This window comes from Shewanella maritima, from assembly GCF_004295345.1.
Taxonomy (GTDB): Bacteria; Pseudomonadota; Gammaproteobacteria; order Enterobacterales; family Shewanellaceae; genus Shewanella; species Shewanella maritima.
The window spans coordinates 4677263-4700710 of record NZ_CP036200.1 but is presented as its reverse complement, the minus strand read 5'-3'; the positions used below and the strand labels follow the sequence as shown (position 1 = coordinate 4700710).

Here is a 23448-nt window from a genome sequence, read left to right as displayed (position 1 = left end):
GCTACACCGAAATGTTAATCAAGCTACCGACAGTTTCATTTTCAGCTTCAATCACTCGAGTGGCAACCTCGCCTTGATGGCCAGCTTGTGTCGCATCGATTAAAGCGGAAGTTTTATCTTGAGCCTGGCTGCTTAACGTAACCGTGTCAGACTTTAATGATTGGCTTTCTGTAGCCTCAGGCTGTGGTTTGGGATCAGGCTGCGCCACCGTTGTTGTAGCCTGAGCTAAACCTTGTTGAGCACTTTGCAGTGCTTGTAAACCTGATGCCGAAGCAGACGGAATTTGCATAACTCACTCCTGTCTTAATTTTATTGTGACTTAACAGACTAATTATTGCTCAAACACGGCGTTTTGTACAGTTTTACCAAGCCGCTTCCCAATCTTTCCAAACTGGCTGAAATCCCTTCGCTTTCATCACCTGGACAATCTCTTGCGTTGAGCGATCGTCACTAATTTCAAACTGATCAAGCTGAGATTGCGGGTTAGCGTAGCCGCCTGGCTCAGTAGAGCTTTCAGCGCTCAGGTTAGTCACACCAAGCCCAAGTAAATTATCTCTTAGCTCAGGCGTTTCTCGGGTCGATAAACTAATTTCAAGTTGTTGATTGAACAACCTAAACGCGCAAATAAGCTGGACTAAACCAAGATCGCTAATTTCTGATTTTGGCGTAATACCACCGGTACAAGGACGAAGCCTTGGCAGTGAGATGCTGTACTTAGTGCGCCAATATTTTTGCTCTAAATAAGCCAAGTGATGGCCCATTAACAGCGCGTCTAAGCGCCAGTCATCAAGACCGAGTAGCACACCTAAACCTATCTTATCAACGCCTGCCCTTGCGATGCGATCTGGCGTATCAAGACGATAACTGAAATCTTGCTTTTTACCGCGAGTATGATGCCTTGCATAGGTTCGCTGCTGATAAGTCTCCTGATAGATCATTACTGCATCTAAACCGTGATCGTTTAATCTCGCGTATTCATCTTGCTTTAACGGCTGAACCTCGATTGCCACATGGCTAAACGCCGACTTAACTTGTGCAAAAATAGCTTCAAAGTAATCAATGCCTACCTTGGTCTCATGCTCGCCAGACACAAGCAACACGTGGTCAAAGCCTTTTGCTTTGATAATGTCGATTTCTTGTTGCAGTTCAGTTTGATTGAGTGTTTTGCGTTTAATCTTGTTACTCATGGTAAAACCACAGTAATCACACTCATTAGCGCAAAGATTCGACACATAGAGTGGCAAGTACAAAGCAAGGTTTGCCCCAAAACGCTGACGGGTTAGCGAAGCAGATAGTTGCGCCATTTGTTCGATAAATGGCGTAGCTGCAGGTGATAGCAATGCAATAAGTGCATCAATATTGCCTTGAGGGTTGACTAATGCTTTACGCACATCCCGCTCAGTTTTGCTGTAAAGCTCGAGCTTGAGTTTATCTGGCTCAATACTGCGAAACACATCTGAAAAGTTCATTTAGCTGTACATGCCCTTAATTACTTAATAAACGAAACTATTTCTCAAACAGAAACTGCGTAAGCGGACTAGTATGATTTGCCGCTACAGATGTTTGCGCAACGCCGGCTTCAAACGCCTGCCTTCCGGTTACCACTGCATCAGCAAAGCATTTAGCCATAGCAACAGGATCGCTTGCTGTCGCAATAGCCGTGTTAACCAATACCGCATCAGCGCCAAGCTCCATGGCTTTACATGCATCTGATGGAGCGCCAATTCCAGCATCAACAACAACCGGTACTTGAGCTTGTTCAATGATAATCTTTAAGAAGGTTTCGGTATCTAAGCCTTGGTTAGTCCCTATCGGGCTCGCTAACGGCATAACCGCTGAGCAGCCAACTTCTTCAAGACGATGACACAAGACAGGATCTGCATGAACATAAGGCAGAACAATAAAGCCTTCTTCGCACAGTTGCTTAGCTGCAAGGAAAGTTTCTACAGGATCTGGCATCAAATATTTTGGGTCTGGATGTATCTCTAACTTGACCCAGTTGGTACCGAGCATTTCTTTTGACAATCGCGCTGCAAACACCGCCTCATTGGCATTTCGCGCGCCAGAGGTATTTGGCAGCAAGTTGACTCCTGAGTCCACAAGTGGTGTGAGTAATTCATCTCCACCTGTTTTAAAATCAACTCTTTTCATCGCAAGCGTTGCCAGTTGTGAACCAGATGCAGTAATAGCATCTAGCATGAGTTGTTGATTAGCAAACTTGCCTGTTCCGGTAAATAATCGTGATTCGAATGTCTTATCGCCAATCGTTAACATGCTAACCCCCTGCTACTACTGAAAATACTTCAATTTGATCACCATCTTGGCATTGGCGGTTTGTCCACTCAGACCTTGGCACCAGATGTTGATTAACCACGATGGCGATGCTGTTGGGTTTAAGCGAGTTTTCGCTGACAAACTCAGCTATCGATAAACTTGTTGAATATTGGCGAGACTCGCCATTGAGGGTAACTGAAATCATAAGTTATCCTTTTGAGCAGCAAACGCTACATTTACTGTCTCGGGTTAATGTCATTTGTAGCCAGCGAACGGGGTTCGCTTGAAAGCGAAATAGCTGACCATAATGGTTAAAGGTGCCAGCAAGATGACTTATGGCAAACATGGCTTGAGTAGAAGCGATATGACTAACTGTAGGGCCTAGTACTCCAATAGCGCTGCAGCTTTGACTTGTTGTGCTACCTTTCGGTACTAAACATTGGTAGCAGCCAAAGTCATGCTCTCTCGCCTTTTGAATGCCATTAGTCGTTTGACTTGCTTTGCAGTCAAAGTCTAAACAAAACACCTGACCGTCATTGCCAGCTACTGCGCCGCTTAACAGTGTAAGCTTATGGGTTACGCAAAGCTCATTTATCAAGTGTCTGGCTTTGAGGTTGTCAGTACAATCAATCACCAAGTCATAACCATCTAGCTCACAGCCATCGCTAAAGATATGCTCAAGCTTATCTGCTGCTAGATCACAGCTCACAGCGCGTACATTGGCATTTTGATACTGGCGGTTGAGTCTATTTGCTGCTGTTTTCGCCTTGTTTTCGCCAACATCAGTCATTGAAAACAGCAATTGCCGGGGAATATTCGATGTTTCAACAAGATCGCCATCAACAAGCTTTATGTGACCCGCGTTTATTCTCGTCTTCGCATCAAGATTGCCATATACGCCGGCACCGACACCCGCAGCAACGAGTTGGTGCGCTACTTGTGCCCCGAGTCCACCAGCGCCAATAATCAACACTTTGGCGTTAAGCAGGTTCTCCTGACCTAGCTCGCCAAAATCTTCGACAAATATCTGCCGTGAAAACTCAATAAACTGTTTATCGGTTAACTTGGTCCTATCTGTCGATGCGATAGTCGCTGAAGAGTCCGTGGTTGATGTAATAGCACCTGAAGAATTAGCGTCGTTTGTACTAGCTGGCATCCGACAAATCCTTAGCCAAACGCTTTGCACCTATAACGGTTTTACCCGCTAGCCAATCATCACGTAGGCGCTTAAAAGCCTCGATAGGGTCAGCAGCTTTAGTAATAGCACTCACCACCGCAATACTCGCTACCTGAGTGGCACTAACCTCGTCTAGGTTGGCTTGGTTAATCCCGCCAATCGCTAGCGTTTGGTAGTGCGGGTTAAGTAATTCACTGTAGCGCGCAAGCTGAATCAAACCTTGAGGAGCTGAAGGCATCTTTTTGGTTTGAGTCGCAAAAATATGCCCAGTTGCGATATAACTTGGACGCAATTGATGAGCAAGTAGAATTTCAAAGTAACTATGGCTAGATAAACCCAGTGCTACGCCAGCATTAGCTAAAGCTTCTAGGTCTGCTGTGGCAACGTCTTCTTGGCCTAAATGCACGCCAAATGCGCCATGTTTTAGCGCTAGTTGCCAGTGATCATTAATAAATACCTGACTATTAGTGTCCCGCCCTATCCGAACGGCACGTATTATCTGTTTCTCGAAGGATTGCTGCTCGACGTCATATGCATCAGTATTAGGCAAAGCTTGTGATTTAAGGCGTAGCTGCACTGTATTGCAACCTGCTCTGCATAGATTCTCAAGTAGCTTGATATCATCAACCACCGGATACACATCCATGACTTGAGGTAATTCAGCAAATTCAACCGTTGGCATCGATTGATTTAACAAATCAACACTAGGCATCAAGGTTAAATCATGTGGCCAGCCAGTACGCGCTAGGCAACCTTTACCAGCCCCTTTTGCGTAACCATTCGCAAGCCCCTTATTAACGTACGCCTTTGCCAACACAACTGCGTCATGAAGTACCAAGCCGTGGGCAAGAAAACAGGCGACTGCACTTGATAAGGTACAACCTGTACCATGATTATTGCTGCCATCGAGCATTGGCGAGCTAAGTACAAACGTTTTGTCGTTATGATCAACGCTCGCACCAGCCACAAAACGCGTCACATACACATCTTGTGCTTTGGGTGTGTTGCGTGAAGTTTCTAAACCAACTTGCTCACCAGATAGTGCATCACCACCTGTCACCAACACATGACAATCAAGTAAACGACCAAGCGTTAATGCGTCTTGCTCTATTTGCGACAGCTTTGAGAGATTAAGCTGTAGCAAAGGTCGATAATTATCATCAACCAAACGCGCAAGCTCGTGCTGGTTAGGTGTAATCAAGGTGATCAGCCCTTTTAAAGGACTGAAATCAAGACTTGAAGCTAAAGCATCGCCGCAACTGGCAACCATTACCGGGTCAAGAATAACAGGGACAGTTTTAGTCTTTGACTCTTTGCTATTCACCTTCGCTAGCATATTCGCGATGGCGCTAACCTGAGACTGCTCGGTTAATAAACCGATTTTAATTACGCTGGGCGCTAGATCGGCAAGTAGCGCATCAAGTTGCGCAGTAAAATCCTGCTCGCTGACACTTGCAACCCGAGTGACAGCTACAGTGTTTTGAGCAGTAATTGCGGTAATTAGGGTACATGGGTGACAATCTAAGTCGACAATCGTCGCCAGATCTGCCTGAATGCCAGCGCCGCCGCCACTGTCTGAACCGGCAATGGTCCAGACAATCGGTTTACTAGCGTTATTGTTTATAGACTTACTTTGTGATGTGTTAGCCATCAAGCCTCTTGCTCCTCAGCTAGGGGCTTTTCATGGTATAACGCGGCTCCCGACTGGTTGAACTCTTGTGACTTTTGCGCCATAGCTGAAGCAATTTCAGCATCTGACAGCGCTTGTTTCTCAAGTTGTGGCGTTGCATCTTTAACCTCAATCACCTGCTCTAAGCTTGCAGCATATTCGCGTACATCTTGGGTGATTTTCATTGAGCAAAACTTTGGGCCACACATAGAGCAGAAATGCGCAACTTTTGCAGACTCTTGAGGCAACGACTCATCGTGATATGCGCGTGCAGTATCTGGGTCTAAACCTAAGTTGTATTGATCTTCCCATCTAAATTCAAAGCGGGCTTTCGATAGCGCATTATCACGCATTTGCGCTGCAGGATGACCTTTTGCTACATCGGCTGCGTGAGCTGCGATTTTATATGCAATCAGCCCCTGCTTTACATCTTCTTTGTTAGGTAAACCAAGGTGCTCTTTTGGGGTAACATAACAAAGCATAGCGACACCATACCAAGCCATCATGGCTGCACCGATCCCAGAAGTGAAGTGGTCATAACCTGGCGCAATATCCGTTGTTTGCGCACCTAGCGTGTAGAATGGCGCTTCGTCACAATGCTCAAGTTGCTTTTCAACGTTTTCTTTTAAAAGCTGCATTGGTATATGACCTGGACCTTCAATGATGGTTTGTACATCATGTTTCCAGGCTTTCTTTACAAGCTCACCCAGTGTTTCTAGCTCGGCAAATTGCGCTTCATCGTTTGCGTCGGCAATTGAGCCAGGGCGCATACCGTCACCAAGTGATAGAGACACGTCGTAAGCTGCGCAGATTTCACAGATCTCATCAAAGTGTTCATAAAGGAAGTTTTCTTTATGATGGCTCAAACACCACTTAGCCATGATAGAGCCGCCACGAGAAACAATACCTGTGACACGTTTGGCGGTCATCGGCACGTAACGCAAAAGCACACCTGCATGAATAGTGAAGTAATCCACACCCTGCTCGGCTTGTTCAATCAAGGTATCTTTAAACACTTCCCAACTTAGATCTTCAGCAACCCCGTTTACTTTCTCAAGCGCTTGGTAAATTGGCACAGTGCCAATCGGTACAGGTGAGTTACGAATGATCCACTCGCGTGTTTCATGGATATAGCGACCAGTTGAAAGGTCCATCACAGTGTCAGCGCCCCAACGGGTCGACCACACCAACTTCTCAACTTCTTCTTCAATTGAGCTAGTAACCGCTGAATTACCAATATTAGCGTTAACCTTTACGAGGAAGTTGCGACCAATAATCATCGGCTCTGCTTCAGGGTGATTAATATTAACTGGAATGATCGCGCGGCCGCGGGCAACTTCGCTGCGGACAAATTCTGCAGTAATAGGCTCGCCAACCAGCGCACCAAAGCTTTCTCCTGGCGCTTTACGGTTTAACTGCTCATCTTGTTTAAGCTCAGCGCGCGCCATGTTCTCACGGATAGCAATGTACTCCATTTCAGGAGTGATTATCCCCTGCTTTGCATAGTGCATTTGGGTGACATTTTTACCCTGCTTAGCGCGAATAGGTTTAGGTAGCTCTTCAAAGCGCAAGTGATCTAAACCATCATCAGCCAAGCGTTGCTGAGTGAAGTTTGATGAAACATCAGCCAGCGCTTCGGTATCCTGACGCGCTTCAATCCAATGCGAGCGGATTTTTGGCACACCTTTACGCACATCAATCTCAGCATTTGGGTCAGAGTAAACGCCGGCACAGTCATAAACGTGAATAGCAGGATTCTTTTCGGTAATTGGCGCGTCTTTGGTGCCACCAATGATGGTATCGGTTTGGTTGATTTTACGCATACCGACTTTAATGCCATTGGGCCCATCTAGATAAACTTTATCTGAATTTGGATGCAAAAGCGGCTTTAAGTTGTTGATAAATTCTTGGGCTTGGTTTCGTGTTTGACGACGATCTGACATTAGCAACCTCGAGTAATGATTAATTAAGTTGCTTGTCTGGAGAAGTTGCCAGCGCATTGCTAGTGCAATGTAAGGAACAATAGATAGACCAAAGCTAAGCGGGTGAATTTCACTTATGGTTTATTGATGCCTATGTATCGTAATGACGCTTGTTTCCTTCGCAGGTGTTAGCCTGATCAGGTTCAACGGATCCCGAATTAACGGTCTCAGCCAATAATGGCACTCCGACAAGATGCTTGCAGTATAATCACAAGCTTATGTAGCATGCAATAGAATTTATCTTGGTCTAATACCAATTAGCATAAGTATTTGTTCATTCTTACTGGTTAAAACCACTTATAACTTCGTTAGAAATTTTGTCGGTAGAATGACTAGCTAGCGGCAATTTCCGCCTTGTTCTAAGCGGTTTTACCTGCGCAATATCTGACCACTTAATTACCCCAATTGGTATAGTTTGTTTCAAGAAACTGATATTTGCAGAGCGCAGAAACGACAAAAGCCTCATCTTTCGATGAGGCTTTTGTCTTATTTGGCGGAGCGGACGGGACTCGAACCCGCGACCCCCGGCGTGACAGGCCGGTATTCTAACCAACTGAACTACCGCTCCAAATTTTTTATTAATAAATACACTTCTTAAAATATATTTATTAATCACTTGATTGGCGGAGCGGACGGGACTCGAACCCGCGACCCCCGGCGTGACAGGCCGGTATTCTAACCAACTGAACTACCGCTCCACTCAAGTGCGATGAATAATAAAGACCTCTCGGATTAGCGTCAACACTTTTTTTATTGCTTTATGACTGTTTAGCTAAATTTTACTCACTTTGGTCAATTTGCAGCTATTTTGTGCCTGTACACATAAGCTTTTGCCCATAAATTGAGCGAACCGACAATAGATAATTATTCCGTAAAAACAACAAGTCACGTTAAATAATTAGAGGTTTAAGTTAAATCGCCTCAGCAAAACGACCCACCACGTCTATTTGTCATCAGGTATAGATAGATCAATATCATCCATACCTTGAGTATTCCCGGCTTGCAGCTCCTCTTCCGCTAACTCCTGCTCTGCCGCTGCAAGCGCCTTATTCAAGCTTTGCTTCTTACGCCAGATAATCAAAGCAAGCACTCCCAACAATAGAACGCTTACATTTATTGAAATAATCCAAAATACTGCTTTATCTTTGGCCTCTTGCTCGGCCTTTGCTTCCTCAGCCGCTGCGATTGCAGCTAATTCCTCAGCCGATGGTGGCGGTGCTGGTGGCTCAAGATAGTTAAAAAACATTTCTGGAAGATCGACAAAGATCTCTCGTCCACCCATGGTAGTTGATACAGCATTACCTTTAATACGATAACTGCCGTACTCAGTCACTTTTGGCAATGCTAGTAACGTACGCTTGTCGTTCATATCCAGCAAAGTAATTGGAATGTTAAGTCCGGCTGGGCCTATCATATCGAAGTGGAAATGGGTTTCTTCTAGCTTAACCGCATCAGTTATAGCAAGTTCTAAAGTCCACGAGCCCGATTGCGGATCTTCATCTGGATTAACTTTGGCAGTAATAGGCCTTTCTGATAATGTGAAAGGGCTGCTAAACTGGCGCTCGAAAATATTATTTCTAGCGGTGACTTGCAGCGTGTAGTCACCCGTAGGTTGGTCAAGATTGACATCACCTGTGAACTCACCATCGTCAGCGGCTTCATCGAGCTTTTCGCCATTGTCTTGGTATTTCCCAGCAATAACGATACCTGTAGCAAAGTTCTTGTCGCTACTGTCACTGTCACTAATAAATCTTGCTGTCCACTCCAACATATAATCCATGCCTGGAATGGTAATAAGCTCTTCATCGCCATTGAGATAAGCATGAACTTTGATACGCTCACCGCGAAATAGAGGCTGTGGAAACGGGTCGACCTCAATTTGCAGGTCGCTCACCTTCTTTATTTCTGAGCCTTGAACGATTGCGCCAAGTAATTGCCAGGGACCTGGCATGGGATTTTCGATGTAAATCATATCCCCAGCAACACCATCCACCCACTTAACGTTTTCTGGGTGACGAGATGAATACCATTTACTGCCGTCGGGCAACACAATAACAACGGGCGCACTACCATATTGACGTTGGATCAATAGCGTCATCTTGCTTACCATGCTATCGATTCGAAAGCGGTTTTTTAATTCCTGAGCTGTTGAAGCATTAACGATTTTACTTTGCATTTGTGCAACTGCGCCTAAGCTAACTAAAGTTAAACTCAGCAGCGCTGTCGCAACAGTCTTTATTAGAAGTTGAAATGAATGCTTCGCAATCGATGCCATAGAGAAATGCTTATCCTCGCCAGAGACATTTGCCAGACTTTGCTACTAAATCAAGTCTTTGTTCGTGTGATACTAATTCATCGGCAGATGCGGAGATCACTTTAAGATTTAATCCGCTAGTATCAATTTTTGCGAAGCCACCATCTTCTTGGTTGGCTTCATCGGCAGACAAATTGAACTTGATTTGCCCACCTGTCATGATCAGGTAAACATCGGCTAAGATCTCGGCATCGAGTAACGCGCCATGGTAAGTACGACGACTATTGTCTATGCCGTAACGCTTACATAAGGCGTCAAGGTTATTCTTTTGTCCTGGATGCAGATGCTTGGCAACTTCAAGGCTATCGAGAATTTGACAGATATTAGCGGTGACAGGCCCAGTTGGCTGCAGCATACTAAATTCATGATCCATAAAGCTAATATCGAACGGTGCGTTATGTGCCACGATTTCGGCGCCATCAATAAAATCGATAAAGTCTTTCGCTATTTCATGAAACCTTGGCTCTGAGGCGACGCGCTCATTAGTGATACCGTGTACTTCAATCGCCTCTTCATCAATCAACATACCCGGATTAATATACTGGTGATAAGTTCGTCCAGTTAATTTACGGTTGATAACTTCAACACAACCGATTTCAATAATTCTGTGACCGATATAAACCGGGCCACCAGCTTGGTTCATACCCGTTGTTTCAGTATCGAGAATAATTTGCCGTGGGGCACTAGAAACAATATTCATTAATGATAGTTCTCAGTTAACAAGGCTTTATGGGCACAGTATAATCGCGCCAATTACAAATTAAGACTATGGTAGCAATTTGATGCGACAACTAAAACAGATCTCAATATTTACTGACGGTTCATGTTTGGGTAATCCAGGCCCGGGGGCTATGGTGTCGTTATGAAGTACAAGCAGCATACCAAAGAGCTATCAGCTGGATTTGAGTTGACTACCAACAATCGTATGGAGCTACTCGCCCCAATTATCGCCCTTGAGGCACTATTTGAGCCTTGTAAGATCATCCTCACCTCTGACAGTCAATACATGCGCCAAGGGATCACAGGCTGGATTAACGGATGGAAACGTAACGGCTGGCAAACCAAAGCTAAGACACCAGTCAAAAATGTAGATTTGTGGAAAAGGCTCGATAACGCAATCGCGCAGCATGAGATCGACTGGCGTTGGGTAAAAGGTCACTCTGGCCATATTGAGAATGAGCGCTGTGATGTGTTAGCTAGAACAGCCGCAGAAAGTCACCCTACCACTGTTGATGAAGGTTACATCGCCCAAAATAACTAAGTGTAAAAAGTTAAGCGCTAGCAGTTAACAGATAAATGCGTTTATTACGAGCCAGCACAAGAGTACCCGTTACTGCTTAGTATTAGTTACCACTTGGAAGACTATTTGGCTGAACGCCCGGCACTGGGTGCGGGAGACCAATTACCTGCGCGCTGCTCACGTTTACTCTTAACCCGAGTCAATGGCGTTTCAATTTTACGCGCTACGATTAAGTAAACCGAGCCAGTATTTGGTAGCCAGGATTGCAGCTTATCTTGCAAAGCCTTTAATGTAGAATTAGTCGTCAGCAGCGAGTCAAACATAAAGCGCTCATCACTTTGTACTTGAAATCCAAGTAGTCCTAGCCAATCTTTAATCCTCGATGGCATAAACAAGTGACCACACCAAGGCAATTGCGTTTGGTACTTAGGCAGTAGCTTTCCGGCAAATAACGGGCTGATTGGGTTGAACCCGACAATAAACAAATAACCGCCACTTACTAGTACCCTATCCATTTCCCTAAGTAGCTGGTATGGATCTGATTCAAACTCTAAGTTAAACGCACTTAAGATTGCGTCAGTCGATTTGTTTTGAATTGGTAAATGATGGATATCTGCAACTATGTTGGCTTGAATATCACTTTGCTGAATGTCTAACTCACAATGTTGCTCAGCTTTTTTTGTTACTTTTTGCTTGGCACTTTGCTCTGCTCCAAGCTCGGCGAGATCAGCCTCAAAGACATTGTAATGGCGCGATACACTGCAATGGAGAGAAGAAATTTGGCTGCTTAAATGTCCTAACTTGAGCAAGTGGTAACCAAACACTCTAGGCCACCAAGGCTGCAAATGCTGCTCCACTTGTTGCTGAATTTGTTCGCCATGTGGCAAAGCGTGCCAGCTGTCAGGTTTTAACAAAGTCTGCAAAAACTAACCCCGCAAATTAATGATATAGGTAGCACTTTAGGTTAACCTAAGCATATCAGCAATTAACCATCAGCCCTATGCTAAATATACACGCAATTAATGCCTTCGATGACAATTATATCTGGCTAATTGAACACAAGAATATCGCTTGTGTTGTTGATCCTGGCTGCGCCAGTTCGGTATTAAACTTCTTAAAGTCAAACCCGCATATCACCCTTGGGGCAATTTTAATTACCCATCACCATGCCGATCACACCGGTGGCATCAATGAGCTACAACAAGCATTTGCAGAAAAGCTACAGGTATACGGCCCACAAAATCAAATTGCGGGCATCAATCATCAATTAACGCCAGCGACAGAACTAGATCGTGCCCAAAATTTATCAATTGCGCCACTAGGTATTACAGCCAAAGTATTTGCTACACCCGGGCATACATTAGATCACCTGTGCTATGTAATCGAAGACAAGCTATTTTGTGGTGACACCTTGTTTAGTGGCGGCTGTGGGCGACTATTTGAAGGCACGGCAACGCAAATGCATCATTCACTCAGCGAACTTGCAAAGCTTGATGACAGCACCAAAGTATATTGTGCCCACGAATACACCTTGGCCAACCTAGCGTTTGCCAAAGCGATAGAGCCAAACAATGATGACTTAATGGCGTATGCGAAGCAGGCTGTCACGCGAAGGGACAATCAACTCGCCACCATTCCAACCAATATTGGAGTAGAAAAAAGCATTAACCCTTTTTTACGTGCACATTGCGAGACAATTTGGCAACATCTACAACAAGAATACTCACTTACAGTTAATGATCCATTGCAGGCATTTACCTCAATTCGCAAACTAAAAGATGAGTTTTAACCTTAGAAGCGATCACAAAGACATTGGCGCTAATTTAATCTACAATGCCGCGCCAATAGATAATTAAAAAATCGTAGTGCTCAGCAGTTACCAATATTGCATTACCCTGAAACCACGGATTTACCAGTTAATGAATTTTAAATCGACATTGGTTGTTAGCAGCCTGTTTATTATGGGCGGCTGTCAAACCTTGACCGCACCAACACCAGTTGAAAACCCGCCAGCTGATACAACCAAGATAACCCAGAGCGAAAAACACCCCACTGCCGCAGAAGAAGTTGAACAAGAAATCGCACAAATAACAGATGTTTGGCAGCGTATTGGCCAGTCTTTATCTATGCCTGTGCCAGACGAGAAATTGGTGAATCAATATCGCGACTGGTATCTAAAAAATCCAAAGCATTTAGCGATTGTGTCGAAACGCGCAGCACCTTACATGTATTACATTGTTGAGGAAGTTGAGCGCCGTGGACTGCCACTTGAAATTGCCTTACTGCCTATTATCGAAAGTGCGTTTGATCCACATGCTTACTCAGGTATGCACGCCTCTGGCCTTTGGCAACTGACCGCACCTACGGCAAAAACCTTTGGCGTACAAACTAACTGGTGGTATGACGGCCGCCGCGACGTGATTGCATCAACCGATGCTGCGCTTGATTTACTCGAATACCTTTACGCCAAAATGGGTAACAACTGGCTATATGCGATCGCTGCATATAACACAGGCGAAGGTCGAGTATTCAATGCCATCAAGCGTAACAAGTCTAAAGGCAAACCAGTTGACTTTTGGTCTTTAAGATTACCGCGCGAAACCTCTCGTTATGTGCCTCAGTTACTGGCACTTGCCGATGTAATTAAACATGCCGACAAGCATAAATTGGCACTTCATCCAATTATCAATGAGCCAAGTATTGAAGTCGTTGATATTGGTAGTCAGTTAGATTTGAATCTTGCGGCTAACATGGCTGGCGTTAGCGTTGATGAAATTAAGCAACTTAATTCAGGGCTTCGCAGCTGGGCAACGCCACCACAAGGTCCGCATCAGTTAATGCTGCCTAGCCACAAGGTTGAGCAGTTCAGTAAACAACTTAGCGAGCTTGATCCAGCGAGTCGTATCAACTGGCTAAGATATCAAATTCAACCAGGTGATAGTTTAAGTGTAATTGCAAGGCAGTTTAATATCACACCTAGCATCATTCGTAGTAACAATGGTCTAGCCAACAACAATATCATCGCCGGCAAACATCTATTAATCCCTGTTGCAGCCAATGGCGATGCGCTTGATGTGAATCATATTGCGCTTACTGACAAACGCACACTTGAGCAAACTGAAACTAAACGCAAAGTTACTTATCAAGTTCGCTCTGGTGATTCACTGTGGAAAATCGCCAGACGTTTTGATGTGAAAGTGGCGCAGTTAACTCAGTGGAACAACCTATCTGCAGATCACACACTATCAATCGGTCAGCGACTACAAGTTTATCCAGGCTCACCGAGTGGTATGCGCACAGTTGAGTATAAAGTTAAGTCAGGTGATTCGTTAGACAGGATCGCAAATAAGTACAAGGTATCGGTGAAAAACCTTATCAAGTGGAATAGCTTAGAAAACAAGAAGTACATCCACCCAGGCCAAACGCTTACCTTGCGTTTATCAAGTACCTAGTACTGTTAATTAAATAAATGCGGTAGATAACTTCATACCGAACCAAATAAAAAACGCGGCAATTGCCGCGTTTTTTGTTGCTCTAAGCCAATTTTCGATTGCTAATAGTTAATGACTAGTGGTTTATCAACACCAGTTAACTTATAGCTTATCGAAATCATCAACATTGATTGCCGCTAAGCGTAGCTTGTCTGTATCTAATAGTTGCTGATGCTCTTGGTCGGTAATCACACCTTCAGCTAAGGCTTTATCAAGTAAATCTGGCATTGGCAGTTTAGCAGGAAGTTTCTTCGCCTTCTGCGCAGCTTTCAGCTTTTTGTACAAGTCTTTAGCTTGATACTTGGCAACAAACGCTGCTTCTACTTCAGCAATACCACTAGTATCACCTTCGAACTCACCACATAAGAATGTAATGCGCTCGCGAGCTGGACTTGGTTTCATCATATTAACACATAAGTTAACCGCATCTTTGTCAGCAGGTAATGTAAAGTGATTACCTAGTGGGAATACGATTAATTTAAGTAAGATTGACACAAACTTGTTCGGGAAGTTGCGTACAGCTTCTTCCAATGCTTTTGCTGCAAAGTGTAAACGCTGCGCCATGACAAAGTGTACGATTGGCAAATCGTCATGTTGACGGCCATTATCTTCATAATGTTTTAATGTCGCCGACGCTAAATATAGCTGGCTTAGCACATCACCCATACGAGCAGAGATCATCTCTTTACGCTTGAGATCGCCGCCCATAATCAACATTGAAATATCGGTCATCGTTGCCAAGGCCGCAGATATACGGTTCATGTGACGATAGTAGACTTTAGTTTCGCCGCTAACTGGCGTGCTCGAGAACACACTACCTGTTAGTGCATTACCAAATGACGACAATGCGTTACGAGTAGCATAACCAATGTGACCCATTAGCAGGTTATCAAATCTATCTAAACCTGCTGCGCTATCTTCCATACCTGCCGCTTCCATTTCTGCAAGCACGTACGGATGACAACGGGTTGCCCCTTGGCCAAAAATCATTAACGAGCGGGTTAAAATATTCGCGCCTTCAACCGTAATGGAGATTGGGTTTGCCATAAACGCATGACCTAGATAGTTCTTAGGTCCAAGCTGGATACCCTTACCTGATTGGATATCCATGGCATCTTCCATCACATCACGACCAAGTTCAGTCATGTGGTACTTAGCAATGGCGGTTACAACCGATGGCTTCACTTTCAAGTCAATACCAAGTGTTGTTAAACGACGAGCTGCTTCAAGCTGGTAGGTATTTGCAATAATACGCGCCATAGCTTCTTGCACACCTTCGAAGTAACCAATTGGCATTCCAAATTGTTGACGTACATAGCTGTATGCCGTTGTAGTCTTAGTGCTCACGTGACCAGATGCAGTTGCTAGTGCCGGCAGTGAAATACCGCGACCTGCAGAAAGACATTCAACCAGCATTCTCCAACCACGACCAGCGTATTGAGGACCACCAATGATCCAATCAAGTGGAATGAACACATCTTTACCTGAAGTCGTGCCGTTCATAAATGCCATATTTAATGGGTTATGACGACGGCCAATTTCCACGCCATCATGATCAGTTGGGATCAACGCACAGGTAATACCAATATTCTTGTTGTCACCAAGTAACCCATCAGGATCACGCATTTGAAACGCTAAACCTAATACAGTAGCAACTGGGGCTAATGTGATGTAACGCTTATTCCAGGTAAGGCTAATACCCAGTGTTTCTTCACCATTAAACTCTTGACGGCAAACCACGCCAACGTCAGGTATTGCACCTGCATCGCTGCCCGCTTCTGGACCTGTAAGCGCGAAACATGGAATGTCTTTACCCACAGCGAGACTTGGTAACCAATGATCTTTTTGCTCTTGCGTACCATAGTGAGTTAATAGCTCGCCTGGTCCCAATGAGTTAGGCACCATGACGGTAACTGCAGCGCTGATACTACGAGTTGCAATCTTAGATACAATGGTCGAGTTGGCATAAGCTGAGAATTCACGACCACCATACTTTTTAGGGATGATAAGTGCAAAGAAGCCTTCTTTCTTAAAGTAATCCCACAGTTCTGGAGGTAGATCTTTGCGATTATGCACAATGTCAAAATCATCAATCATCGCCAGTGCAGTTTGTACTTGATTATCGAGGAAGGCCTGCTCTTCAGGAGTCAGCCCTGGCTTACCGTAATCATGCAATTTGTTCCAGTCAGGCTTACCGCGAAATAGCTCGCCTTCCCACCATACATCACCCGCTTCCATCGCTTCTTTTTCAGTGCTAGAAAGTGGTGGCAGGACTTTCTTGAAAAAGCTAAACACTGGACGAGTGATAAATTTGATCCGCAGATCTCGCACACCAAAGAGTATGGCAACTGCAATAATAATTAATATAACAATACTCATATTGGGCCTTCTTTATTTAGTCGGTACAGGTACAGCAACGCCGGCTGCCATGTATGGGATCACTTTACGCAAAATGGCTTCAGTATCATTGTGTTCATCATAATCGGCTGCTGCGATGTCGTTTAACGCATCTGCCGATGCCATAGTGAATACAATGGTGCCAAGGGTAAAGTGTAGACGCCAAAACATCTCTACAGGTGGAATATGTGGCGCACTTTGTTTAACCGCTTCTACAAATGACGCTAAATGCGCACCATAATGGGTTGTGATAAACCAACGCAGATGGCCCTGGCTTTCAATATAGCCGCGCCCTAGTAGCTGCAAGAAGATAATCGTGCCGCCATGCCTAACTTTGTTAAGCTCAAGCAAAGGGTCAATGAGTGTTGAGAAAATCTCATCCAATGATGCTTGCTCAGGTTGCTTTTGCAACTTAGCAATTTCATTTGCAGCATTAGGCATAAATACATCTAAGTATCTGGCTAACACTGCGCGTATCAGCTCTTTTTTAGAGCCAAAATGATAATTAACTGAAGCTAAGTTAACTTCAGCTTTACTTGTAATGAGGCGCAAAGATGTTTCTGAAAACCCCCGCTCAGCGAAAAGTCTTTCAGCAGCATCTAGAATCCTTGTCTTTGTATCTGTCCGGCTTGCCATCCTAAAATCCAAGTTATATTTAAAACACCCGTTTAAATTAATGTTTGAGCGAACAGATGTCAATTGAAAAATGACACAACAACACGGCGATATCAGGGTAATTTACTAAGGAATCGAGATAGGTAAGGATATGTCACTAGGCAAGTTAGTAAGTCCCGCTGTCGAGTGCTAAGGTTTTGTAGTCATTTGTACCTGTGCATAGAACACGGAGTCTCTTTTAAACATACGTATGTATCGTATCAAGCAAAGTTACATTTTAATTTGAGTTTATAGCGAATTAACTTATCAACAGCTAAAGTAGCGACCAGTTAATACGTTAAAACTAAACATAGAAACTCAACGCAAACTAATGGGACCGAAGTGCCCCCTGCTTAGATTAACTTTTCCAGGGGCCTGAGTTATAGAAGCGGTAGGAAATTACCTAAAGCCGTGCCCTTTGCGGTTCAGTTCACTGTTATCAATTCGTTTTTGCTTAGATTTCGTTAGCATTACAAACAAAGCACCACTGCCACCAAGTTGGGACGTAGCACTATGATAAGCCTGAACTTGAGGTAAACAGCTAAGCCATTGAGCTACCGCTGATTTCAATAGTGCAGGAAACGGTTTGTTGTTACGACCCTTACCATGGATTACCAATAAATTGCGCTCTCCAAGGTATTCTGCCTGATAAATTTGATTGAGCAGAGCTTGCCTTGCATGGCTAAGGCTGAGCCCTTGCAGCTCAACTATGGTTTTACAATCATAAGCGCCCTGCTTTAACTGTTTGAATACTTCAGCTTGCACGCCATCAATCTTATATTCAATTACATCATCACTTTTAACAGGTGTGATCATCGCGGGATCAATTGTCATTAACGTCAGCAACTCGTCTTCATCGGCTGCAAGCTTTTTGGCTATTTGTGCTTCAGTTTGTTTGAACTGTTGCTGCTCAATCACGTTATCAGCAGTAGCAGTGTTCTTTAATGGTTTAACATCGGCCATTGCTTCAAAAAAAAGTTGATTATCATCTGACATAATGGCTCCTACACACTTTGTAAACATTCTGAGCTATGGTGGGCAGCACTTTTACTTTATAGTTTTACCCATCAAGCGATAGCCTGTTAACAACTAAATGTTAACCCTCTAGGTTGCTAACTTAATACAACGGTCTTGCCAACACATGGCCAGTCGTACTTAAGTTATCAACATAATATGTACCCTAATAATTATCGGCTTCGCAAACAAAATATAAGAGAGTTTAATCTGAATGGCTATCATTCAACCGTTCCAACTTATTGTCATCGTCACTTTGATGTTTTCGAGTTTCAGTCACTTAGCTATTGCAAAAGAAATTGCAGACGTGCAGCAAGACATCAATTCACAACTGAACACAAAGCTCAGTGAGTTTCAAAGTGCGTTCGAGCAGCTTGATACCAAATCACTCACTTCCATCTACGCCAATGATGCGGTATTTATTTCTGAAAGCCGAAACGATGAGATAGTGCAAGGCAAGTCGAAGATCTTGAAGCTATACCAGAGCTTTTTCGACAAAATCACTCGCAAGAAAGCCACGCTCGAAGTGGATTTTAGAGTCATCGAGCGACGCCTACGTCCTCAAAGTGCCATTGATGTCGGCTATTACATCGTGCGTTTCCATCCAGCAAAAGAGTCTGGTGAGCCAGTTAGCGAATTTGCGGGCAAATTTATCAATAATTACGAACTTGATGAAAGTGGCAATTGGTATTTAGCGGTTGATGCTAATACGCGATCGCAAGCCGATTTGTATTACAATGCCAAACCAGCGGCAAACTTGTATTTTGGTCGTCAGTTTATTGAGCAACAATCTTATAAACAAGACGAAACACCGACACCGCGCCAAGATCAATACAAAGATGAAGATCAGGCGGCAAATGCCAATGAGCAACACTAATCAATACCAACTATAAATAGACGTTCAAAGTCGGTTTGCCCTAGCCTATTATCGAATATATTGAGTCTTTATCATGTCTTTATGTCCTTGTGGCAGTAATCACAATTATCAAGATTGCTGCCAACCATTACACTTAAAACAACGCGTCGCTGAAACCGCAGAAAAACTTATGCGCTCGCGCTATTGCGCCTTTGTCAAAGCTGAATATCAATATTTAATAGATACCCATGCCAGCGAATTTGCTAGCGGGCTAACAAAAGAGCAACTTGCTGAAAACTCAGCAAACTGGGTTGGTTTGCAAGTTGAATCAGCAATTGAGCGCGCAGACACTGCCAAGGTCACTTTTAAAGCCTGGTATCAAATTGACTGCGGCTTTGATGCGATTTATGAGTGCTCAGACTTTATAAAGCGTGATGGTATCTGGCTATATACTACGGGCGAGCAATTTGAAGCAAAGTTACCTAAACGCAACGACATGTGTATTTGCAATAGCGGCAAGAAATTCAAGAAGTGTTGTGCCTTAACGCTTTAACTTAGAGTCAGAGGCAAAATCTCGGCTAAATCAACACCACTAAAAAAGCGCCGCTATAAGCACCAAACTGTCAGCGGCGTAACTTCACAGCATTCAGTCTAGATAAACTATATTGACGCCATCACAGCCATATTACTTAACGGCTCACTAGGGGCTATGACATTGTCATTGACCTGGCTTAAGAACTGCCTAAATTCATTTTCACGTACAGGTTTACTGTATAAATAGCCCTGGGCATGATCACAGCCATTATCAACGAGGAACTGTTGTTGTTCTGGCGTTTCAATCCCTTCTGCAGTGAGTGATAAATTTAACGCCTTAGCCATAGCGATAATCGCACTCACAATCTCTCTGCTCTCGTAGTTATGGTTGATGTCCATAATGAATGAGCGATCGATTTTAAGCTTAGTGATCGGGAACTGTTTGAGGTACTTCATCGAGCTGTAACCAGTACCAAAGTCATCAATCGCGAGTCCAACACCAAGCTCTGTTAACTGATGGCATAGCATGGTTGCATAGCGCACATCTCCCATTAGCTCAGTTTCGGTAATTTCTAAAATTAGCGTGTGAGGTTTAATCCGATAACGAGTCAGCAAGGTCCATACTTGCTCGTATAGGTTGTCACTAAAAAACTGGCGCGCAGCAACATTCACGTGCATACGAATATCGACATTTGTATGTTGCCATAAATTTAGCTGTTTACAGGCGGCTTCGAGTACCCACTCACCAATGGCATTGATCTGGCCTGATTGCTCAGCGATATCGATAAATGAGCCTGGATAAACCACACCTTTGCGCGGATGATTCCAACGGATCAACGCTTCAGCACCGATGTAACCACCCTGCTGTAGGTCTTTGAGTGGCTGATAATAAAGCTCAAACTGACGTCCACGAATTGCTGCTTTTAAGTCACGTTCGATTTCAATGTTATTGTCGTATTGACTCAACAATTCCTGATTGAAGTACTGAATATGTTTTGTAGATTTACGTTTTGCGTATTGCAGCGCAATATCAGCACAACTTAGTGGAGCATGACTGCCAACGACAATGGTTAAATCCACCACAGCCACAGCTGCTTTAGGCTCAATTTTTTGTCTCGCAATAACCGAAGGCAGCAATAAAGAATCATAGAGTTTAGTAAACAGAAACTCGGCATATTGCGGACTTTCTTGTACAGGCAAGATAATCGCAAATTCATCACTACCGATACGAGCGGCATCAATAGCGTTATTGGCACTGGCAAAGTGTTTTAAGCGGCGGGCGATTTCAACGAGCAGCTTGTCACCCACTTCATGTCCATTGGTATCGTTAAAGCGCTTAAAGCCAATTAGGTCAATGACTAGCAAATAGCCTTTGTTGGCATTAGCTAACTGGTTTTTAAAGTAGGCGCGATTGTGTAGCCCGGTTAAACCACATTGCCAGGCAAGTCGCTCAAGATCAGCTTTATGCTCAAGCTCTGTAGAATTATCATAACAATTCACCAGTGCATACAAGTTGCCTAATTCAGTATTAAATGGTGATACGTGATAATGCACAGATTGTGGCTTACCATCACGCCTAATCAATTGGGTATCACCTTTTACAGTCTGACCATGTTTGAGCTTGTTGAGCATAAGATCTAGCAGCTGCAAGTTGTTGCGAAACACATCTAATTGCATCACGGTACTTTTGAGTACCTGCTCGCGCTTCAAACCGCTCATTTCTTCATGAGCTCGATTGACATACTCAATCACACCGTTTTCTAAGCTCACCACCATCACCACATGCTCAGAGTGCTCTACTGCACTACGAAGCAGGTTAATTCGCTCGGATTTATCATAGGAATATCGAGTGGCAAGGGTAAGTGCTAATTGATCCGCACACTGAATAATAAATTGCAGATCATCGATTGGCCATTGCTTAGCTGCAATGTGCTCGATCGACAATATGCCTTCAATATGGCCATTAATACGAATTGCAACATCGAGCACAGAGACAATATTGGCTGCCTGATAATAGCTTGATAACTGGGTGAGTAACGGATGATTTTGCGCATCGTCTGTTTGGATGTAACGATGCAAGCGTAATTCGTCGACATACTCTTGGTTAGTACGCGCGAGTTTACGATGACTTGCGTAGTCATTGAACAAATCGCTATCACCATGGGCATGTGCCACAAGTTGATAGTAGTTTTGTTCACTACGTTTTGGCTGCTCTAAAATGGAGCTATTAACTACGGGTTGATCAAACAGCCACACAAAGACTTGTGTTACCTGGCAATACTCCCGTAGTTGCTGACATACTAATTCAGCGGTAAGAGCAAAGTTACCTTGCTGTTTAGCACTGGAATTTACAATTAATTCCAACAAGTGCTGATGTTCTTGTCGATTCATTGGTATCCCGAAAACAACATGCTTTACATCCTGTCTCTGACAAACTTCTTAGAGACGACGACTAATGTTTGCACGTAGGGAGAAATTATTAACGGTAAAATAGCGCGTTTTGTAATACTTTTTTATGACACCAAGATAACATAACACTAACGCTAGGCGCAATTTGTAACCACTAAGTACATGTTAATAAATGTAACTTCGCTAGTTACAGTTGATTCTCCAATTGAAAAATCATCTTCTCTGCGGCTACATCAAACACGATATCTACCGACTCGCCATCACCCGTATGAGTATAATTTACCTCTACATTGCTAAATCTCTGTTTAGCTTTCTCTACTATTTGCTCTAGCTCCTGAATTTTATCGCTACTACTTTTAATAGTAAGTACACAATCGTGCTCGTCGATGACTGCACCGATATCGACAAAGCTACCACACTCCGGGCAGCTATCATTTACATTACCTTGCTGCTCAATAATTTTCTTAACCATATGAACCTCTTTAATCAACTAAAGGTTAATCATAACTAAGAATCGAACTTGATATCGCTAAGTGCTTCACAAATCAAGCTTAATACTAAGCTGCTATGCGGCTACCTGTATGCATTTAGCCATCGTACGTTGCTGCTCAATCTCACTGACATAGTTAATTGCAGCTAAATTAACCTCTGCTCCATTCCCCAGTGCACTATTCTGCTGCCCTTTATGCTTAAGTTGCGTTAAGTGGCTACAATTGGACAAGCACAGCTGCATGTCTAAATCGTTTTCACCTCTTATCACTTGGGGTTCAGGTAATAATGCTTGCGATAGATTAAATTGGCTTTGCCCTTGTTGCTGGAACACATGGGCATGATCGACAACATCAGATTGCTGTGAAAGGTCATGCAGTAAAGGTTGCTTTGGCGGTAATTGCAGTTCCTTGGCTAACTTTTGATCGAGCGACAGATGTTTTTCTAGTTCAAATTGAGCCATGTCGCGTGCGTCAACAGACAGCATCGCTAATATCAAGCCAAAGTCACCACGTTGGTTTTGGTGAATATCTTGATTTAAGCGCGTGCCTAAATGTAATTCGTTGACTAAAGCTGACTCAATTTGCATATAAAAACATCATCTATTGCATCTATTGATAGATAATCGACCAAACGAGCCAATACTTGAGGTTTTTTTTGATTTTTTGACTTTACATGCTGACCCATTGTGACTACTATGGCGTCCGCAAATTGAGGAGGGGTTCCCGAGTGGCCAAAGGGATCAGACTGTAAATCTGACGGCTCAGCCTTCGAAGGTTCGAATCCTTCTCCCTCCACCATTTTGCACAAGTGATAAATAGACCGTTCGTGGAGGGGTTCCCGAGTGGCCAAAGGGATCAGACTGTAAATCTGACGGCTCAGCCTTCGAAGGTTCGAATCCTTCTCCCTCCACCATTTATCGGTGCTATGATCACTTACAATAACTAT

20 protein-coding genes, 4 tRNA genes, 1 pseudogene and 1 riboswitch are annotated in these 23448 nt (G+C 43.8%); of the genes and pseudogenes, 7 read left to right on the top strand and 18 right to left on the bottom strand.

Annotation, left to right across the window (positions count from 1 at the left end):
- Nucleotide 1 precedes the first annotated feature (1 nt).
- From EXU30_RS20115 to dnaQ, 11 genes are all read right to left on the bottom strand, one after another.
- A complete protein-coding gene (locus EXU30_RS20115) occupies nt 2–289 on the bottom strand; it encodes a chemotaxis protein (RefSeq protein WP_130603101.1) in 288 nt (95 codons plus the stop codon).
- Nucleotides 290–362: 73 nt separating this feature from the next.
- A complete protein-coding gene (gene thiH, locus EXU30_RS20110; protein WP_130603099.1) occupies nt 363–1469 on the bottom strand; it encodes a 2-iminoacetate synthase ThiH in 1107 nt (368 codons plus the stop codon).
- Between the two features lie 37 nt (nt 1470–1506).
- The gene (locus EXU30_RS20105; RefSeq protein WP_130603097.1) at nt 1507–2274 is read right to left on the bottom strand and encodes a thiazole synthase; all 768 of its coding nucleotides are present in this window, start codon (nt 2272–2274) and stop codon (nt 1507–1509) included.
- Between the two features lies 1 nt (nt 2275).
- The gene (gene thiS / locus EXU30_RS20100) at nt 2276–2479 is read right to left on the bottom strand and encodes a sulfur carrier protein ThiS (RefSeq protein ID WP_130603095.1); all 204 of its coding nucleotides are present in this window, start codon (nt 2477–2479) and stop codon (nt 2276–2278) included.
- Nucleotides 2480–2482: 3 nt separating this feature from the next.
- Nucleotides 2483–3430 carry a HesA/MoeB/ThiF family protein gene (locus EXU30_RS20095; RefSeq protein WP_130603093.1) on the bottom strand — a complete coding sequence of 316 codons (948 nt, stop codon included), beginning with the start codon at nt 3428–3430 and terminating at the stop codon, nt 2483–2485.
- Nucleotides 3420–5102 carry a bifunctional hydroxymethylpyrimidine kinase/phosphomethylpyrimidine kinase gene (locus EXU30_RS20090; protein ID WP_130603091.1) on the bottom strand — a complete coding sequence of 561 codons (1683 nt, stop codon included), beginning with the start codon at nt 5100–5102 and terminating at the stop codon, nt 3420–3422. Before EXU30_RS20090 ends, EXU30_RS20095 begins: the two co-directional genes overlap by 11 nt.
- A complete protein-coding gene (gene thiC, locus EXU30_RS20085) occupies nt 5102–7063 on the bottom strand; it encodes a phosphomethylpyrimidine synthase ThiC (RefSeq protein ID WP_130603089.1) in 1962 nt (653 codons plus the stop codon). Before thiC ends, EXU30_RS20090 begins: the two co-directional genes overlap by 1 nt.
- A 136-nt stretch (nt 7064–7199) precedes the next feature.
- Nucleotides 7200–7300, bottom strand: a riboswitch (TPP riboswitch).
- Nucleotides 7301–7593: 293 nt separating this feature from the next.
- A tRNA-Asp gene (locus EXU30_RS20080) sits at nt 7594–7670 on the bottom strand.
- A 53-nt stretch (nt 7671–7723) separates the two neighbouring features.
- Nucleotides 7724–7800, bottom strand: a tRNA-Asp gene (locus EXU30_RS20075).
- Nucleotides 7801–8045: 245 nt separating this feature from the next.
- Nucleotides 8046–9377 carry a TIGR03503 family protein gene (locus EXU30_RS20070; RefSeq protein ID WP_130603087.1) on the bottom strand — a complete coding sequence of 444 codons (1332 nt, stop codon included), beginning with the start codon at nt 9375–9377 and terminating at the stop codon, nt 8046–8048.
- A gap of 10 nt (nt 9378–9387) precedes the next feature.
- Nucleotides 9388–10116 carry a DNA polymerase III subunit epsilon gene (gene dnaQ / locus EXU30_RS20065; protein ID WP_130603085.1) on the bottom strand — a complete coding sequence of 243 codons (729 nt, stop codon included), beginning with the start codon at nt 10114–10116 and terminating at the stop codon, nt 9388–9390.
- 82 nt (nt 10117–10198) lie between these two features.
- Here dnaQ and rnhA point away from each other — a divergent pair.
- A pseudogene (gene rnhA / locus EXU30_RS20060) lies at nt 10199–10677 on the top strand (ribonuclease HI).
- 101 nt (nt 10678–10778) lie between these two features.
- Here the strand turns inward: rnhA and EXU30_RS20055 are convergent.
- Complete coding sequence (locus tag EXU30_RS20055; protein ID WP_242620277.1) at nt 10779–11579, bottom strand: class I SAM-dependent methyltransferase; 801 nt, start codon at nt 11577–11579, stop codon at nt 10779–10781.
- Nucleotides 11580–11656: 77 nt separating this feature from the next.
- Between EXU30_RS20055 and gloB the strand changes: the two genes are divergently transcribed.
- Nucleotides 11657–12445, top strand: a complete 789-nt coding sequence (gloB, locus tag EXU30_RS20050) for a hydroxyacylglutathione hydrolase (RefSeq protein ID WP_130603083.1) — start codon at nt 11657–11659, stop codon at nt 12443–12445.
- A gap of 130 nt (nt 12446–12575) precedes the next feature.
- Entirely contained in the window at nt 12576–14108 is a 1533-nt protein-coding gene (locus EXU30_RS20045; RefSeq protein ID WP_242620276.1) for a lytic transglycosylase, read from the top strand.
- 141 nt (nt 14109–14249) lie between these two features.
- Here EXU30_RS20045 and EXU30_RS20040 read toward each other — a convergent pair whose 3' ends face one another.
- The 3 genes from EXU30_RS20040 to smrA form a co-directional block, all read right to left on the bottom strand.
- The gene (locus EXU30_RS20040; RefSeq protein ID WP_130603081.1) at nt 14250–16526 is read right to left on the bottom strand and encodes an acyl-CoA dehydrogenase; all 2277 of its coding nucleotides are present in this window, start codon (nt 16524–16526) and stop codon (nt 14250–14252) included.
- Nucleotides 16527–16538: 12 nt separating this feature from the next.
- Entirely contained in the window at nt 16539–17180 is a 642-nt protein-coding gene (psrA, locus tag EXU30_RS20035) for a TetR family transcriptional repressor PsrA (RefSeq protein ID WP_130603079.1), read from the bottom strand.
- A 417-nt stretch (nt 17181–17597) separates the two neighbouring features.
- Complete coding sequence (smrA, locus tag EXU30_RS20030; protein WP_165399059.1) at nt 17598–18194, bottom strand: DNA endonuclease SmrA; 597 nt, start codon at nt 18192–18194, stop codon at nt 17598–17600.
- 232 nt (nt 18195–18426) lie between these two features.
- Between smrA and EXU30_RS20025 the strand changes: the two genes are divergently transcribed.
- Nucleotides 18427–19089 carry a YybH family protein gene (locus EXU30_RS20025; RefSeq protein WP_242620275.1) on the top strand — a complete coding sequence of 221 codons (663 nt, stop codon included), beginning with the start codon at nt 18427–18429 and terminating at the stop codon, nt 19087–19089.
- 73 nt (nt 19090–19162) lie between these two features.
- Entirely contained in the window at nt 19163–19621 is a 459-nt protein-coding gene (locus EXU30_RS20020) for a YchJ family protein (RefSeq protein ID WP_130603075.1), read from the top strand.
- Nucleotides 19622–19728: 107 nt separating this feature from the next.
- Here the strand turns inward: EXU30_RS20020 and EXU30_RS20015 are convergent, their stop codons facing one another.
- The 3 genes from EXU30_RS20015 to EXU30_RS20005 all read right to left on the bottom strand — a co-directional run bounded on the left by EXU30_RS20015 (nt 19729) and on the right by EXU30_RS20005 (nt 23089).
- Nucleotides 19729–21993, bottom strand: coding sequence for a putative bifunctional diguanylate cyclase/phosphodiesterase (locus EXU30_RS20015; RefSeq protein WP_130603073.1), 2265 nt, complete (start codon nt 21991–21993; stop codon nt 19729–19731).
- 205 nt (nt 21994–22198) lie between these two features.
- On the bottom strand, nt 22199–22483 hold the full coding sequence (locus tag EXU30_RS20010) for a DUF406 family protein (RefSeq protein WP_130603071.1): 285 nt from the start codon (nt 22481–22483) through the stop codon (nt 22199–22201).
- A 93-nt stretch (nt 22484–22576) separates the two neighbouring features.
- Nucleotides 22577–23089 (bottom strand): VC2046/SO_2500 family protein, encoded by a 513-nt coding sequence (locus EXU30_RS20005; protein ID WP_130603069.1) that lies wholly within the window; start codon nt 23087–23089, stop codon nt 22577–22579.
- Between the two features lie 126 nt (nt 23090–23215).
- On the opposite strand from EXU30_RS20005, the gene EXU30_RS20000 reads away from it, so the two are divergent.
- Both EXU30_RS20000 and EXU30_RS19995 read left to right on the top strand, forming a co-directional pair.
- Nucleotides 23216–23300: transfer RNA gene (locus tag EXU30_RS20000), tRNA-Tyr, on the top strand.
- A 30-nt stretch (nt 23301–23330) separates the two neighbouring features.
- Nucleotides 23331–23415 (top strand) — tRNA-Tyr (locus EXU30_RS19995).
- The last annotated feature ends 33 nt before the right edge of the window (nt 23416–23448 follow it).